Origin of the sequence: Streptomyces sp. RKAG293, from assembly GCF_023701745.1 — a bacterium.
Lineage (GTDB): Bacteria > Actinomycetota > Actinomycetes > Streptomycetales > Streptomycetaceae > Actinacidiphila.
In genome coordinates this window covers 4,400,080-4,414,808 of the sequence record NZ_JAJOZB010000001.1, presented here as the reverse complement: position 1 = coordinate 4,414,808, position 14,729 = coordinate 4,400,080, and the positions used below count along the sequence as shown (strand labels likewise).

The window sequence follows — 14,729 nt, the reverse complement described above, 5'->3', positions numbered from 1 at the left end:
ATTTACTTTAGCGGACGGGGAGCCGGAGACGAAATCCGGTTTTCCTGGGTGGGGAGGCGGGGGCGGGTGCGGTCGAGGGTGATGAGGAGGAGGGCGAGGGCGGAGAAGGCGAGGGCGAGGAGGGCGGCGTTGCGGAGGACGGTGGGGTAGCCGTGCAGGTCGACGTCGAGGAAGGGGTAGGGGTAGCGGTTCGGGGGGTCGATCAGGGCGCCGCGAAGGAGGGCGAAGGCGGCGTAGGCGAGGGGGAGGGCGAGCCACTGGTAGGCGTAGCGCCACTGGAAGCGGGCCGGGGTGGTGAGGAGGAGCCAGTCGAGGGTGACTGTGACGGGCGTCACGGTGTGCAGCAGCTGATTGGAGAGGACCAGGTCGCCGGTTCGCTTGGCGAGGTTCTCCGCCTCGGAGAAGCCGCTGGACTCGTTGGCCAGCACGAGGTGGTAGACGAGGCCGGTGATCACGATGCAGAGCAGGACCGCGCCGGTGATGCGCGGGGACAGCGGCGGGCGGCCGGTCCAGGCGCGGTGCGCGGACCAGGCGAAGGTGATCGCGATGGCGGCGTTCGTCAGGATGGTGAAGAAGGTGAAGACGCGCAGCGGGTCGGCGTGCACGCACTCGATGGTGATGCCGGTGACGGCGGCCGCGGCGATGAGGGCGCGGCAGAGGGCGATGTAGGGACGACGGAGCGCCGGCTCGGACATCGCCTCACCGTACGGGGCGGCCCGCCTTCCGGGCGGTCAGCGTGAGGAGTGTCGCCTCCGGAGGGCAGGCGAAGCGGATCGGGGTGTACCGGTTGGCGCCGCAGCCCGCGGAGACGTGGAGGTAGGAGCGCTCGCCGCCCGAGGTGTGGGCGGACAGGCCCTTCACGCGCTTGGTGTCCAGGTCGCAGTTGGTGACGAGGGCGCCGTAGAAGGGGATGCAGAGCTGGCCGCCGTGGGTGTGGCCGGCGAGGATCAGCGGGTAGCGGTCGGCCGCGAAGGCGTCCAGGACCCGCAGGTACGGGGCGTGCACGATGGCGAGGCTGAGGTCCGCGGCCGGGTCGGGGCCGCCGGCGACGGCCGCGTAGCGGTCGCGCTTGATGTGCGGGTCGTCGAGGCCGGTGAGGGCGATCTCGATGCCGTCGTCGAGCTTGAGGTGGCCGCGGGTGTTGCTCAGGCCGACCCAGCCGGCGGCGTCGAACGCGTCGCGCAGATCGCCCCACGGGTTGCGGACCACATTGGTGACCGGGTCCGTCTTGCCGTTGAGCCCGTGCTGGCTGCGGGACTTCTCGATGAGGTACCGGGCCGGGTTGCGGAACCTGGGCCCGTAGTAGTCGTTCGAGCCGAAGACGTAAGCGCCGGGGAACTGCATCAGCGGGCCGAGCGCGTCCAGGACCTCGGGGACGCCCTCCGGGTCGGAGAGGTTGTCCCCGGTGTTGACGACGAGGTCCGGGCGCAGCCCCGCCAGGGACTGCAGCCAGCGCCGCTTCCTGTTCTGGCCGGTGACCATGTGGATGTCGGAGACCTGCAGGATCCGGATCGGCCGCATCCCGGCGGGCAGCACCGGGACCTCGACGCGTCGCAGCCGGAAGGCCTGCGGTTCGATCGCGGTGGCATAGGCCACGCACGCCGCGCCGACTGCCGTTACGCCGAGGGGAACTCCGTATCGCGCTCGCATGTGTCCATCGTCGCAGATGAGATGAGCGCCGCCAGAGCATGCGGCGCTCCACCGCCGCCCCGGAAGCCGGGAAAGGCGTTGATGTCGACGATGAGCGGGGTCCCGGACCGGTCGGCGATCACGTCCACGCCGTAGACGTCGAGGGCGAAGACCCTGCCCGCCTGCAGCGCCAGATCGTGGGCGCCGGGGGGCGGCGGAGGTGGTGGGGGTGACGGGGGCTGGTCCCCCGGCTCAGCTTCCGGGCCGTCCGGGCTGCGGCCGTCCGGGCTGTTCGGGGCTCCCAGGGGGACGGGCGCAGGCCGGCGAAGACCTGGCCGGCGATCACCCAGAGCTTGTGGTCCCAGCCGTCGCCCGGCGTGAAGTCCTGGACGACGACCAGCTCGTCCGGCCACCTGCGGGCGAGTTCCCGCAGCCCGGCGGCGTCGTCGACCCTGGCGACGACATCGCCGCGCCGGTTGGCCCGGCTCTTGACGATGAACGGATAGCCCGACGGCGGCGGAGCGGTGATCCGCGACAGCGGTGCGACGGTCCGGGTCACGGGGAACGGGAGGCCCGCGGCCAGCGCGGTCTCCGCCATCCGGACCCGGTCCTGGCACAGCTCCGTCGACGCGGCCGAATTGACGACGCGCGCGCCGCGCCGCTCCAGGGCCCGGGCGAGCCGGATCGCGCGCGGCGTGTGCGATTTGAGGAGATAGACGTCGGCGAGCGCGTCCGGGGCGGATTCCGGGACGGATTCCGGGACGGCGGCCGGGTCCGTGAACTCGACGTGGGCGTGGTGACGGTCCGCCAGCAGGGCGGCGGTGGCCGCCAGCAGCGGGTGGTCCGGCTTGTCCGTCAGGAAACAGACCCGCTGCCCGGCGGTGCCGGCGGAGTCAGCAGTGTCAGCGAAGTCAGCCGTGCCAGCGCTGCCGGCGGAGTCAGCCGTGTCAGCCGTGTCAGCGGTGTTCATGTGCCGGCCTGTGCGGGGACGAAAGCCGCGGCCTGGGGGGTGAGGCCGCTGTGCCCGCCCGCTCCGCCCGCCCTGGCCAGGTCGAGAACGGCCCGCGCCACCCGGGCGACGGCGTCGGGCACCTTGCGGAAGCTCGGGAAGTCGTTGACGTCGACGACGACCGGGCCGTCCGGCCCGAGCAGCACGTCGATCCCGTACAGGTCCAGGCCGAAGACGGCGCCGATCTCGGCCGCCAGCCCCGCCACCTCCCGGGGGAGCGGCACGAGCCGTTCGTCCACGGCGAGTTCCGGGCGCAGCGGCGAGGCCCGTACGGTCGCGAACGCCTCGCCGCCGACGCAGTACACCTTCAGGTCCGTCCCGGAGTTGGGCACGTACGGCTGGGCTATGAGCAACCCACCGTCCTCAGGACCAGGACCAGGGCCAGGACCAGGACCGGAACCGGAACCGGAACCGGAACCAGGACCGGAGGCCGCCTCACCGCCGTCGCCGGCTCCCGTCAGCTGGCCCGGCGTGCGGACCAGCCGCACCCCGCGCCCCGAGCTGCCCGCCGCGGGCTTCACGACGAGCGGGAACTGCTCCTCGGGGACCTCCGCGAAGAGTTCGGGCCTGGCCGCCGCGTACGTCACCGGCATCGGCAGGCCGTGCTGCTGCGCGACGAGCGCGGTGAGCGCCTTGTCGCGGACCGTCCGGATCGCGCGGGCGTCGTTGACCGTGGTCAGGCCGAGTGCCGCCGCGCCTTCGAGGAGGGTCAGGCCGGGGCCGCCGGAGACGGTCTTGAGTACCCAGGCGTCGTGTGCGCCGGACTGCACCGCGGCGGAGAGCCCGGACAGTTCGGAGAGCCCGGACAGTTCGGAGAACTCGGACAGCCGGATGAGCGAACCGCCGGGGCGGATGACGTCCACCTGGTGTCCCCAGGCGGCCAGTTGCCTGACCACGTCGAGAGGCATGCCGTCGTGACGGTATTGCTCCTCGACGAGGAAACAGAGCCTCATCTGGTCCCCTTGCCCCCCGGACGTCCGCCGATCCGTCCGGCAGAGCTGTGACCGAACAGGATGCCATGGGGCGCCTGGTGTTCCGGCGCGCGGGACCGGTCCGGGACACCTCCGGGACCTGGACGGAACGCTTCGGCCGCCGTTCCGGTCGGTACGGGACGGTTCGGGCCCGGCGGGCGCCGGGGGATCGTCCTGCGTCGCGCGGGCGTTAATGGGCGGCAGCACCGCCCCGCGGGTGCGAGACTCGACGGCATGACCACCACGCTCAAGCAGCGACTGCACGACGACCTCATCGCGGCCATGAAGGGCCGCGACGAGCTTCGCTCCGCCACGCTCCGCCTCACGCTGACCGCCATCACCAAGAAGGAGGTCGCGGGCACGACCGCCCGTGAACTCTCCGACGACGAGGTGCTCAAGGTGATCGCCGGTGAGGCGAAGAAGCGCCGCGAGGCGGCCGAAGCCTTCGCCCTGGGCAACCGGCCCGCCTCGGCCGAGCGCGAGCTGGCCGAGGGGGAGGTGCTCGACGCGTACCTGCCGAAGCAGCTGTCGGACGAGGAGCTGGTCGGGATCGTCACCGCCGCCGTGGCCGAGGCGAAGGCGGCCGGCGCCGAGGGCCCGCGCGCCATGGGCGCGATCATGAAGATCGTGAACCCGAAGGTCGCCGGTCTCGCCGAGGGCGGCCGCGTCGCGGCCGAGGTGAAGAAGCAGCTCGCGGGCTGATCCAACCCGTACCGCACGTGATCGGATCGCTCGTGATCGCTCGTGTGAGGGGCGCCACCCGAAGAAATCCGGGTGGCGCCCCTCACGCGTTCAGGACTTCCGCGATCAGCGGTTGCCGCCCGTCACACCGCCCGAGTGCCCGTTCCCGCCACCGTTGACCCCGCCGATGATGCCCGGCGGGAGGGTGAACGGGGGAAAGGTCGGGTTCGTCGGCGGCTTGCCGGTGCCGGCGGTCGTGGCCCCGGTGGTGTGGCCGGGCTTGCCCGGGTTGCCGGGGTTGGGCGGAGGGGTGCCGACGGGCTTGTCCGGGATGTTCAGCGGTACCTCGTTGAACGACTCTTCCGGCTTGCCCTCCAGGGCGCCGCTGACGGCGTCCTTCCAGATCGGTGCCGGGCCGGTGGCGCCGAACACCTTGTCGTAGTACTGGCCGCCGAAGGTGATCCCCGTCATCTTGATCGGCTTGACGCCCGGGTCACCGATCCACACCGCGGCGGACATGTTCGGGGTGTAGCCCACGAACCAGGCGGCCTTGCGGTCGTCGGTCGTACCGGTCTTGCCCGCGCTGTCGCGGTCGGTCAGGCCGGCCGCCTGGCCGGTACCGTCGTCGACCACGCCCTTGAGCATCGTGTTGACGGTGTCCGCCGTCGTCTGCGACATGGCCGTGGAGCACAGCGGCTGCGGGACCTGGATCGCCTTGTTGTCCGCGTCCTTGGCGGACTCGATCGCGATCGGCGCGCAGAAGGTGCCGCGGGCGGCGAAGGCGGCGTACGCGGCGGCCATGTCCAGCGGGGACATCTCGTTGACGCCGAGGGTGAAGGACGCGCCGAGCCCGAAGGCCGTGCCGCCGGCCCGCTTGGTGATGCCCAGCTTGTTGACCATCTGGGTCACCGGGCAGAGGCCGACATCGGCCTCCAGCGTCACGAAGTAGGTGTTGACCGACTTCTTGAGCGCCTCGGGCATGGCGTACGGGCCGACCTCCGACTCGCTCTCGTTCGGTACGGTGCCGCTGCCGGGGTACTGAGCACCGGAGCAGCCGCTCACCGACGGGTACGGCATCTCGTTCGGCGAGGGGTAGGTCTGGCTCGGCTGATAGCCCGCTTCCAGCGCGGCCGCGGCGGTGAACGCCTTGAACGTCGAGCCGGACTGGTACCCGGCCCCGCCGCCCATGCCCCGGTCGACCGAGAGGTTGATCTGCGTCTCGTTCTTGCCGAAGCCGTAGGGCCGGGACTGCGCCATCGCCCGGATCTTGCCCGTCCCCGGTTCCACCAGCGTGACCGCCGACGCGACCGGGTCGTCCTTGTAGACGTGCTTGGCGATGCCGTTCTGCGTCGACGCCTGCGCCTGCGGGTCCAGCGTCGTCTTGATCGTCAGGCCGCCCTGGCGCCAGCGCTTCGCGCGGGCTTCCTTCGTCTTTCCGAAGGCCGCGTTCTGCAGGAAGGTGTTGCGGACGTAGTCGCAGAAGAAGCCGGCGCCGTTCACGGCGGTGATGCAGCCGTTCTTCGGCTTGCTGATCTTGAGACCGAGCGGCAGCTTCTTCGTGGCGTCGGCCTGGGCCTGGGTGATGTCCTTCAGGTCGGCCATCCGCTGCAGTACGAGATTGCGGCGCTTGATCGATTCCTGCTCGTCGTTGACCGGGTCGAAGCGGCTGGGCGACTGGACGATGCCGGCCAGCATCGCGGCCTCGCCGACGGTCAGGTCCTTGGCGTGCTTGCTGAAGTACCGCTTGGCCGCGGCCTCGACGCCGTAGGCCTGCTCGCCGAAGAACGTGATGTTGAGGTAGTTCTCCAGGATCTGCTGCTTGCCGAGTTCCTTCTCGACCTGGATCGCGTACTTCATTTCCTTGATCTTGCGGCCGACGGTCTGCTGGACCGCCTGCGCGACCTTGTCCGGATCGTCGCCGGCCTGCTCGATGAAGACGTTCTTCACGTACTGCTGGGTGAGGGTGGAGGCGCCCTCGGAGACGCCGCCGTCCTGCGCGTTCTTGTTGAGCGCGCGCAGGATGCCCTTGAGGTCGATCGCCCCGTGCTCGAAGTAGCGGGCGTCCTCGATCGCGACGATGGCCTTCAGTATGTTCGGGCTCATCTGCTGGATCGGGATGACGGTGCGGTCGCGCGAGTAGACGGTCGCGATCAGTCCGCCGTTGGCGTCGAGGATCTTCGAGGCCTGGCTGAGCGGCGGGCGCTTCAGCTCACCGGGGAGGTCCTGGAACCCTGAGGCGGTGCCCTTCGCCGACAGGCCGAGGGCACCGGCGGCCGGCAGGGCGATTCCTGCCAGTACCACTCCGGACAGGACACTGACACCGAGGAACTTGGCGGCCTGCTGGGCCGTCGAGAGACCCCCGCCCGATCGCTTGTGAGGCATGGAGGCAGCCTACGTTGCGATTCCCCGGACGTGCGCCCAACTGTTCGCCTACTCTGTAACGGACAGGCGCGGTCGCTGAGCGTGCGCCTGCCCTCCATCGTCACTCTTGTGGGTGATGAGAACTGCCCGAATTCCTGTCATATGCCGGGTGACTTGGGCGATATGCCAGGCGCAGTGACCGCTCTGCCCCATAAGTCCGAAATGGGTGCCGCTCACTCCGTTGGGTGATCTGCCGCGCACCCATAGTCCATTCGGGCCATCGAAGATTGGGCCTGAAAGGGCTGTTGCGTCACGCCTACCTTCCGTAACGTCCTCAACTGGCAACGGTGAATATGCCGGTTGCCGCCGTGGGGGAGCCTCGATTCGGGAGAGGACGGCGCCAGCATGAGTAGCTGGGTAACCGACTGGAGCACGCAGGCAGCGTGCAAGACGACTGATCCGGACGAGCTTTTCGTCCAGGGAGCGGCCCAGAACAGGGCCAAGGCGGTGTGCACCGGATGCCCGGTGCGGACCGAGTGCCTGGCGGACGCGCTCGACAACCGGGTCGAGTTCGGTGTGTGGGGCGGGATGACGGAACGCGAGCGCAGGGCACTGCTGCGGCGGCGCCCGACGGTGACCTCGTGGCGCAGGCTGCTCGAGACCGCCCGTACCGAGTACGAGCGGAGCACCGGCATCCTGCCGCTGGACGAAGAGGACGACTACGCCGCCGCGGGGTGATCCCCGGCAAGCCGTTCGCCGATCGAGCGCAAGCCGTCCAGATCGTGCACGTCGCCCGGTAGGGCCGCTACGTCGACCATCGGCACCTCAGGGTGCACGGAGACGAAACGGTCCCGGGTGCGGCGTTCGCGCGCGACCACGCGCATGCGCTCGGCGTGCAGCCGCAGCAGCCCGGCGGCAAGCCTCTGCTCGGGCGGAATCGTCATGTCGTCGGCCGCTTCGGCCGGATTCTTCGGGTCCGTCCCGTCGTCGGTCCCGTCGGCAACGATGTCAGCCTTCCCGGCCTCACGATCCACAATGCCGCCGTCCACAAGATTTTCCCGCGGCTCCTCGAGCGCCTGGGCGGCGGCCAGCGCCCGCTCCGCCGTGAGCTGCGGGGCTCCGCTGCCGTGCACCCGGTTCAGCACCAGGCCGGCCAGCGGCATGCGCTCGGCGGCCAGCCGCTCGACGAAGTACGCGGCCTCGCGCAGCGCGTCCCGCTCAGGCGCGGCCACCACGAGGAACGCCGTCCCGGGGGCCTGCAACAGCTTGTACGTGGCGTCCGCGCGCTTGCGGAAGCCGCCGAACATGGTGTCCATGGCGGCGATGAAGGTCTGCACGTCACCCAGCAGATGCGCGCCCATCACCTTGCTCAGGACGCCCGTCATCATCGACATGCCGACATTGAGGAACTTCATCCCGGCCCGGCCGCCGACCTTCGCGGGCGCCATCAGCAGCTTGATGAACTTCCCGTCCAGGAACGATCCGAGGCGCTGCGGGGCGTCCAGGAAGTCCAGTGCGGACCGGCTCGGCGGGGTGTCGACGATGATCAGGTCCCAGGCGTCCAGCGCGCGCAGCTGCCCCAGCTTCTCCATCGCCATGTACTCCTGGGTGCCCGCGAAGCCGGCCGACAGGGACTGGTAGAAGGGGTTGTCGAGGATCGCGCGGGCCCGCTCGGGGTCCGAGTGCTGGAGCACGACCTCGTCGAAGGTCCGCTTCATGTCGAGCATCATCGCGTGCAGCGTGCCGCCCGCGGACTCGTCGATGTCGGTGACCGGGCGCGGTGTGTTGTCCAGCTCGGAGAGGCCCATCGACTGGGCGAGCCGGCGGGCCGGGTCGATGGTCAGCACGACGGCCTTGCGGCCGCGTTCCGCGGCGCGCACGCCCAGCGCGGCGGCGGTCGTGGTCTTGCCGACTCCGCCGGAGCCGCAGCAGACGATGATGCGGGTCTTGGGATCGTCGAGGAGCGGGTCGATCGCCAGCACCGGACTCTCCAGATCCCCCGGATTCTCCAGGCTCATGTCAGCTCTCCCCGCCGGCGCATCCGCATGTCGGTTCTCCCCGCGGGCCGTACCCATGTCAGTTCTCCCCGCCGGCGCATACCCATGTCAGCTCTCCCCGCCCGTCATTCCCTGCTTGCGCAGGCTGTCGGCCAGCCGGTAGAGGCCGCCGAGGTCGACGCCCTCGCCGCGCAGTTCCAGTTCGTACGTCGGCAGGCCGAGGGTGGCGATCTCGGCGCGCTCACGGCGTTCCAGCAGGACGCGCTGGGCGTGTTCGTGGGCCTGCGCGAGCAGCGGGTCGACGAGCCGCTCCGCCTGCCCGCCCTTGCGGGCACCGCCCAGGCCCGCCTGGGACAGCGCCTTGGCGACGGCGGTGCGCCGGCCGTTGGCGGCCGATTCGAGGTCCGCGTCGTCCAGCAGCACCGGGCGCAGCATGTTGACCACGACGGCCCCCACCGGGAGCCCGGCCGCCCGCAGTTCCGCGACGCCGTCCACGGTCTCCTGGACCGGCATCTCCTCCAGCAGCGTCACCAGGTGCACCGCGGTCTCGGTGGACTTCAGCACCCGCATGACGGCCTGCGCCTGGTTGTATATCGGCCCGATCTTGGCCAGTCCGGCGACCTCGTCGTTGACGTTGAGGAAGCGGGTGATGCGGCCGGTCGGCGGGGCGTCCATGACGACCGCGTCGTACGCCCGCCAGCCCGCGTTGTCCTTGCGGCGCACGGCCTCGCACGCCTTGCCGGTCAGCAGGACGTCCCGCAGGCCGGGGGCGACGGTCGTCGCGAAGTCGATCGCGCCGAGCTTCTTGAGGGCGCGGCCCGCGCGGCCGAGTTTGTAGAACATGTCCAGGTAGTCCAGCAGCGCGAGCTCGGGGTCGATGGCGAGCGCGCGCACCTCGCCGCCGCCGGGCGCGACGGCGATCTTCCGCTCCTCGTAGGGCAGCGCTCCGGTCTCGAAGACCTGGGCGATGCCCTGCCGCCCCTCGACCTCGACCAGCAGCGTGCGGCGGCCTTCGGCGGCGAGAGCGAGCGCCAGGGCGGCGGCGACCGTGGTCTTACCGGTGCCGCCCTTGCCCGTGACGATATGGAGCCTGGTGGGGGTGGACTGTTGAGGGCTCACACTTCGAGCGTAACCACTCGGCCTTCGGCCCAAGCAGTCCACTGCCCAGGTGTGGCCTCTATCTCCCGGCCGGACCTCGCCGGGCGGCGCTGGCGGGTGCTGGCCGGGGCGGGTGGGAGCAGGCGTTACAGTCGGCTCCATGGCTAAGTGGGAATACGCGACCGTGCCGCTTCTTGTGCACGCGACGAAGCAGATTCTGGACACGTGGGGCGAGGACGGCTGGGAGCTGGTCCAGGTCGTACCCAATGGGAACAACGCGGAACAGTTGGTGGCCTACTTCAAGCGGGAGAAGCAGGCGTGAGCGCGGTCGAGGACAGGATCGCCTCGCTCGGGATGACGCTGCCCGCCGTGGTGCCGCCGCTGGCCTCGTACCAGCCGGCCGTGCAGTCGGGCGTGTACGTGTACACCTCCGGCCAGCTGCCGATGGTGGACGGCAAGCTGACGGTGACCGGCAAGGTCGGCGCCGAGGTGACGCCGGAGGAGGCCAAGGGCCTGGCCCGTACGTGCGCGCTGAACGCGCTCGCGGCGGTCAAGTCGGTCGTCGGTGACCTGGACCGCATCAAGCGGGTCGTGAAGGTCGTCGGTTTCGTCGCCTCGGCGACGGACTTCACCGGGCAGCCGGCCGTGATCAACGGTGCGAGCGAGCTCCTCGGCGAGGTGCTCGGCGAGAAGGGCGTGCACGCGCGCAGCGCCGTCGGCGTGGCCGTGCTGCCGCTGGACGCCCCGGTCGAGGTCGAGATCCAGGTCGAGCTGGTCTGAGCTCTCCGCAGGCCGGGCCGGGTGCCCGGCCGCGGAGACGGACCCGCACGGCGAGGACTCACCCTCGAACATCAGGGCGGCAGGCCGTACGATCCCGCCCATGACCACGAGCAGCGGCGGCACGAGTGACGGACAGTGGTTCCCGGCCTCCTGGCCGGACCGGATCCGGGCGCTGGCGAACGGGGATCTGACCCCCGTGACCCCGCGCAGGGCCGCGACGGTACTGCTCCTGCGGGACAGCCCGGACGGTGCGAGAGGCGGCCCGGCCGTCCACCTGCTGCGCAGACGCGCCTCCATGGCTTTCGCCGGGGGCGCGTACGCGTATCCGGGCGGTGGGGTCGACCCGCGGGACGAGAAGCCGGTCCGGTGGGCCGGCCCGTCGCTCGCGCAGTGGTCGGCCGCCCTCGGCGTGGACCCGGTGTCGGCGCAGGCGGTGGTGTGCGCGGCGGTGCGGGAGACGTTCGAGGAGTCGGGCGTCCTGCTGGCCGGGCCCGACGGCGACAGCGTCGTGGCGGACACCACCGGTGAGAGCTGGGAGGCCGACCGGGAGGCGCTGGTCAGCCGGGAGCTGTCGTTCGCGGACTTCCTGGCCCGGCGCGAGCTGGTGCTGCGCTCCGATCTGCTCGGCCCGTGGGCGCGCTGGATCACCCCGGAGTTCGAGGAGCGCCGGTACGACACCTGGTTCTTCGTCGCGATGATGCCGGCCGGGCAGCGCACCCTGGACGTCTCGGGCGAGGCCGACCACACGGTGTGGCTGCGCCCGGCCGAGGCCGTGGAGGGCTACCGGCGCGGCGAGATGGTGATGATGCCGCCGACCATCGCGACGCTGCGCGCGCTGCTCCCGTACGACTCGGTGAAGGCGGCCCTGGCGGGCGCGGCCGGCCGGGACCTGACGCCGGTGCTGGCGCGGGCGGTGCTCGAGGAGGGCCGGATCGTGCTGAGCTGGCCGGGGCACGAGGAGTTCACCAAGCACATTCCGCAAGGACCCCAGCAAGGATCCGGGCAAGAACCCGGGCAAGAACCCGGGCAAGGATCCGACCAGGGACCCGAGCAAGGACCCATCTCGTCGCAAGGAGCTGCTGAATGACGTCGGCGATCCTGCCCGGCAGGCCGCAGCCGACGGTCGGCGGCCCCGCGACGGCACGTGCCGTCTGCGTCCTGGCCCCGAATCCGTCGCCGATGACCCTGGACGGCACGAACACCTGGCTGCTGTCCGAGCCGGGTTCAGAACTCGCGGTCGTCATCGACCCGGGCCCGCTCGACGACGCGCATCTGCGCAACGTCGTCGCGACCGCGGAGGCGGCCGGCAAGCGCGTCGCGCTGACGCTCCTCACCCACGGCCACCCGGACCACGCGGAGGGCGCCGCCCGCTTCGCGGAACTGACGGGGACGAAGGTCCGGGCGCTCGACCCGGCGCTGCGGCTGGGCGAGGAGGGGTTGGCGGCGGGCGACGTCATCACCACCGGCGGGCTGGAACTGCGCGTCGTTTCCACGCCCGGCCACACCGCGGATTCGCTCTCCTTCCATCTGCCGGCCGACGGCGCCGTCCTGACCGGTGACACGGTGCTGGGGCGCGGCACGACGATCGTGGTGCACCCGGACGGCCGGCTCGGCGACTACCTCGACTCCCTGCGCCGGCTGCAGGCCATGACGATGGACGGCGTCGACACGGTGCTGCCAGGACACGGCCCGGTGCTGACGGACGCGCGCGGCGCCGTCGAGTACTACCTCGCGCACCGCGCGAGCCGGCTGGCGCAGGTGGAGACCGCCGTGGAGGCGGGCTGCCTGACGCCCGCCCAGGTGGTCGCGCACGTCTACTACGACGTCGACCGGTCGCTGTGGCCGGCGGCGGAGCTGTCGGTGCGGGCGCAGCTGGACTATCTGCGCGAGCACGGGCTGATCGAGGACCGGTGGACCTACTGATGACGGATCGACGGATGACGGATCGACCGATGAGCGGCCACGCGGCGTCCGGCCCGGCGGCGAAGGAGTTCGACCCGTGGTCCGCCGCGTTCGTCGCGGACCCCTATCCGGCGTACGAGGCGCTGCGCGCCGCGGGCCGCGCGCACTGGTACGAGCCCACCCGGCAGTGGCTGATCCCGCACTACGACGATGTGAGCGCGCTGCTGCGCGACCGCCGGCTGGGGCGCACGTATCTGCACCGCTTCACCCACGAGGAGTTCGGCCGCGAGGCGCCGCCGGCCGGGCACGAGCCGTTCCACGTACTCAACGACAACGGCCTGCTGGACCTGGAGGCCCCCGACCACACGCGGATCCGCCGGCTGGTCGCGAAGGCGTTCACCCCGCGCACCGTCGAGCGGCTCGCGCCGACCGTGCAACGGCTGGCCGACGAGCTGGTCGACGGTCTGCGGGCGGACGGCGGCGGTGACCTGCTGGCCCGGGTCGCCGAGCCGCTGCCCGTCGCGGTCATCGCGGAGATGCTCGGCATCCCGCCCGGCGACCGGCAGCCGCTGCGGCCCTGGTCGGCGGACATCTGCGGGATGTACGAGCTGAACCCGGACGAGGAGACCGCGCGCCGGGCCGTGCGGGCGAGCGAGGAGTTCTCGGAGTATCTGCGGGGGCTGATCGCCGAGCGCCGGCGCGCACCGGGCGAGGACCTGATCAGCGCCCTGATCGCCGCGTACGAGGACGGGGACACGCTCAGCGAGCAGGAGATGGTCTCCACCTGCGTGCTGCTGCTCAACGCCGGGCACGAGGCGACGGTGAACACCACCGCGAACGGCTGGTTCACCCTCTTCCGTCATCCTGATCAGCTCGAACTGCTCCGCGCCGAACCCGGGCTGCTCCGCGACGCCATCGAGGAACTGCTGCGGTACGACACCCCGCTGCAGATGTTCGAACGCTGGGTGCTGGACGACATCCAGGTCGGCGACACGGTGATCCCGCGGGGTTCCGAGGTCGCGCTGCTCTTCGGGTCCGCCAACCGCGACCCGTCGCGCTTCCCCGACCCCAGCCGGCTGGACCTGCGCCGCCCGGCGGCCGACAACCGGCATGTCACCTTCGGCGCCGGTATCCACTACTGCCTGGGCGCGCCGCTGGCCCGAATCGAACTCGCCGCGTCCTTCGGCACGCTGCTGAGCCGTGCGCCGGGCCTGCGGCCGGCCGCCGAACCGCGCTGGAAGCCCGGCTACGTCATCCGGGGCCTGGAGGAACTGCTCGTCAGCTGGTGACGCGCCCGGCTGCCGACGTGATCTCCGTCTCGTTTCAGGCGCGGGGCACGGTGAGCCGCCAGGCGCCCGGCTGGACCGTCCAGGTGCGGGTCCTGACCGGTCCGGCCAGGGCGGAATCCGCGCGGTAGCGGAAGTCCCGGCCCGAGACGGTGACGGTCACGGCCTCCACACAGAGCGGTTCCGCGCTGTCGGGATGGCTCACCCGGACCTCGATGAGTCCGGGGTGCACCGTCCGGAACGACACCTCGTGGACGGGTTGGTCCAGGTCCACCAGCACCACCCCGTCCGCCTCGATCCGCAGCCGCTGGCGCGGCGCGTGCCCGTGGGTGTGTCCCGGCCCGTGCCCGTTCGACGGCGCCGGCATCGTCAGCGTCCTGACCAGGGAGCGCGCAGTCCTCTCCACCGGCGACCACCAGTGGGACGACGATCCCGCGCCGTCGGAGGGGATCCGCAGGGTGCCCAGCACGATGCCGCCGCTGTCGTCGACCAGCAGGTCCAGCTCGCGGTCCATGCCGTCCAGCACCGCCCGCGCCGCGGGCAGCACCTGGCCCGGCACGCCCAGCGCCCGGGCGAGCGAGGAGCGCGGCCCGATCGGCACCAGGGCCAGCGGGGCCTCGCCGAGTGCCCGCTCATGGTGCAGTGCCCGCACCGCCCGCAGCAGGGTCCGGTCGTCGCCCAGCACCACCGGACGGCGCCGGCCGCGATGGGAGAGCACCCGGGCCACCTCTTCGGCCGAATCCGGGAGAGCGATTTTTACGGAGGACGCGCCCGCACACAGGACATCCTTCGCGATGCGGACGGATTCGCCGTCGACGGCACGTGCGGCGGGGTCGATGACCACGAGCAATTGACGCCCGTCAGGTGGCTGAGCCGACACCTTGGTCCTTCCTCAGGTAAAATCTCGGTGCAAGAGCCCCTTGCGCCGTTGCGTCAGGGGCTTGGTCTATTCCGGGGCACCGGTTCGACGGCTCTCTGCACGTTGGACATGCCCCGCCCGGAAGGGGTGTACGCC

The 14,729-nt window shown here is 71.3% G+C and carries 15 protein-coding genes; 7 read left to right on the top strand and 8 right to left on the bottom strand.

From position 1 onward, the window contains the following. Window positions 1-2: 2 nt before the first annotated feature. From LNW72_RS19430 to LNW72_RS19415, 4 genes are all read right to left on the bottom strand, one after another. The gene (locus LNW72_RS19430; RefSeq protein ID WP_250976565.1) at window positions 3-695 is read right to left on the bottom strand and encodes a Pr6Pr family membrane protein; all 693 of its coding nucleotides are present in this window, start codon (window positions 693-695) and stop codon (window positions 3-5) included. A gap of 4 nt (window positions 696-699) precedes the next feature. Beyond that, window positions 700-1,650, bottom strand: a complete 951-nt coding sequence (locus LNW72_RS19425) for a metallophosphoesterase (RefSeq protein ID WP_250976564.1) — start codon at window positions 1,648-1,650, stop codon at window positions 700-702. A gap of 118 nt (window positions 1,651-1,768) precedes the next feature. Next, on the bottom strand, window positions 1,769-2,599 hold the full coding sequence (locus tag LNW72_RS19420) for an alpha-L-glutamate ligase (protein ID WP_308401983.1): 831 nt from the start codon (window positions 2,597-2,599) through the stop codon (window positions 1,769-1,771). Further along, on the bottom strand, window positions 2,596-3,591 hold the full coding sequence (locus LNW72_RS19415) for a hypothetical protein (RefSeq protein WP_250976563.1): 996 nt from the start codon (window positions 3,589-3,591) through the stop codon (window positions 2,596-2,598). The genes LNW72_RS19420 and LNW72_RS19415 overlap by 4 nt, the downstream gene beginning before the upstream one ends. Window positions 3,592-3,843: 252 nt before the next feature. Between LNW72_RS19415 and LNW72_RS19410 the strand changes: the two genes are divergently transcribed. Next, window positions 3,844-4,311 (top strand): GatB/YqeY domain-containing protein, encoded by a 468-nt coding sequence (locus LNW72_RS19410; protein WP_138358708.1) that lies wholly within the window; start codon window positions 3,844-3,846, stop codon window positions 4,309-4,311. A 105-nt stretch (window positions 4,312-4,416) separates the two neighbouring features. Here LNW72_RS19410 and LNW72_RS19405 read toward each other — a convergent pair whose 3' ends face one another. After that, entirely contained in the window at window positions 4,417-6,672 is a 2,256-nt protein-coding gene (locus LNW72_RS19405) for a transglycosylase domain-containing protein (protein WP_250976562.1), read from the bottom strand. 384 nt (window positions 6,673-7,056) lie between these two features. Between LNW72_RS19405 and LNW72_RS19400 the strand changes: the two genes are divergently transcribed. Further along, the gene (locus LNW72_RS19400) at window positions 7,057-7,389 is read left to right on the top strand and encodes a WhiB family transcriptional regulator (protein WP_138358704.1); all 333 of its coding nucleotides are present in this window, start codon (window positions 7,057-7,059) and stop codon (window positions 7,387-7,389) included. On the opposite strand, the gene LNW72_RS19395 is transcribed toward LNW72_RS19400, so the two are convergent. Together LNW72_RS19395 and LNW72_RS19390 are read right to left on the bottom strand one after the other, a co-directional pair. After that, window positions 7,371-8,669, bottom strand: coding sequence for an ArsA family ATPase (locus LNW72_RS19395; RefSeq protein ID WP_250976561.1), 1,299 nt, complete (start codon window positions 8,667-8,669; stop codon window positions 7,371-7,373). The genes LNW72_RS19400 and LNW72_RS19395 overlap by 19 nt on opposite strands. A gap of 87 nt (window positions 8,670-8,756) precedes the next feature. Next, complete coding sequence (locus LNW72_RS19390) at window positions 8,757-9,767, bottom strand: ArsA-related P-loop ATPase (RefSeq protein WP_250976560.1); 1,011 nt, start codon at window positions 9,765-9,767, stop codon at window positions 8,757-8,759. Window positions 9,768-9,906: 139 nt separating this feature from the next. Here LNW72_RS19390 and LNW72_RS19385 point away from each other — a divergent pair, with 139 nt between their 5' ends. The 5 genes from LNW72_RS19385 (at window position 9,907) to LNW72_RS19365 (ending at window position 13,717) form a co-directional block, all read left to right on the top strand. After that, on the top strand, window positions 9,907-10,068 hold the full coding sequence (locus LNW72_RS19385) for a DUF4177 domain-containing protein (protein WP_138358698.1): 162 nt from the start codon (window positions 9,907-9,909) through the stop codon (window positions 10,066-10,068). Continuing rightward, window positions 10,065-10,526 carry a RidA family protein gene (locus LNW72_RS19380; protein WP_308401981.1) on the top strand — a complete coding sequence of 154 codons (462 nt, stop codon included), beginning with the start codon at window positions 10,065-10,067 and terminating at the stop codon, window positions 10,524-10,526. The genes LNW72_RS19385 and LNW72_RS19380 overlap by 4 nt, the downstream gene beginning before the upstream one ends. A 100-nt stretch (window positions 10,527-10,626) precedes the next feature. Continuing rightward, window positions 10,627-11,613 (top strand): NUDIX hydrolase, encoded by a 987-nt coding sequence (locus LNW72_RS19375; RefSeq protein ID WP_250976559.1) that lies wholly within the window; start codon window positions 10,627-10,629, stop codon window positions 11,611-11,613. Further along, on the top strand, window positions 11,610-12,449 hold the full coding sequence (locus LNW72_RS19370) for an MBL fold metallo-hydrolase (protein ID WP_250976558.1): 840 nt from the start codon (window positions 11,610-11,612) through the stop codon (window positions 12,447-12,449). Before LNW72_RS19375 ends, LNW72_RS19370 begins: the two co-directional genes overlap by 4 nt. A 14-nt stretch (window positions 12,450-12,463) precedes the next feature. Continuing rightward, the gene (locus LNW72_RS19365; RefSeq protein ID WP_374117291.1) at window positions 12,464-13,717 is read left to right on the top strand and encodes a cytochrome P450; all 1,254 of its coding nucleotides are present in this window, start codon (window positions 12,464-12,466) and stop codon (window positions 13,715-13,717) included. A gap of 34 nt (window positions 13,718-13,751) precedes the next feature. On the opposite strand, the gene LNW72_RS19360 is transcribed toward LNW72_RS19365, so the two are convergent. Further along, window positions 13,752-14,594: a diacylglycerol kinase family protein gene (locus LNW72_RS19360; protein ID WP_250976557.1), complete on the bottom strand. Its 843-nt coding sequence runs from the start codon at window positions 14,592-14,594 to the stop codon at window positions 13,752-13,754. Window positions 14,595-14,729: the final 135 nt, after the last annotated feature.

Excerpts from the sequence above, each read along its gene's own strand:
- LNW72_RS19405 (WP_250976562.1), bottom strand. The coding sequence starts at position 6,672 with ATGCCTCACAAGCGATCGGGCGGGGGTCTCTCGACGGCCCAGCAGGCC.
- LNW72_RS19400 (WP_138358704.1), top strand. The coding sequence starts at position 7,057 with ATGAGTAGCTGGGTAACCGACTGGAGCACGCAGGCAGCGTGCAAGACG.
- LNW72_RS19395 (WP_250976561.1), bottom strand. The coding sequence starts at position 8,669 with ATGAGCCTGGAGAATCCGGGGGATCTGGAGAGTCCGGTGCTGGCGATC.
- LNW72_RS19370 (WP_250976558.1), top strand. The coding sequence starts at position 11,610 with ATGACGTCGGCGATCCTGCCCGGCAGGCCGCAGCCGACGGTCGGCGGC.
- LNW72_RS19410 (WP_138358708.1), top strand. The coding sequence starts at position 3,844 with ATGACCACCACGCTCAAGCAGCGACTGCACGACGACCTCATCGCGGCC.
- LNW72_RS19375 (WP_250976559.1), top strand. The coding sequence starts at position 10,627 with ATGACCACGAGCAGCGGCGGCACGAGTGACGGACAGTGGTTCCCGGCC.
- LNW72_RS19365 (WP_374117291.1), top strand. The coding sequence starts at position 12,464 with ATGACGGATCGACCGATGAGCGGCCACGCGGCGTCCGGCCCGGCGGCG.
- LNW72_RS19425 (WP_250976564.1), bottom strand. The coding sequence starts at position 1,650 with ATGCGAGCGCGATACGGAGTTCCCCTCGGCGTAACGGCAGTCGGCGCG.
- LNW72_RS19430 (WP_250976565.1), bottom strand. The coding sequence starts at position 695 with ATGTCCGAGCCGGCGCTCCGTCGTCCCTACATCGCCCTCTGCCGCGCC.
- LNW72_RS19385 (WP_138358698.1), top strand. The coding sequence starts at position 9,907 with ATGGCTAAGTGGGAATACGCGACCGTGCCGCTTCTTGTGCACGCGACG.
- LNW72_RS19415 (WP_250976563.1), bottom strand. The coding sequence starts at position 3,591 with ATGAGGCTCTGTTTCCTCGTCGAGGAGCAATACCGTCACGACGGCATG.
- LNW72_RS19420 (WP_308401983.1), bottom strand. The coding sequence starts at position 2,599 with ATGAACACCGCTGACACGGCTGACACGGCTGACTCCGCCGGCAGCGCT.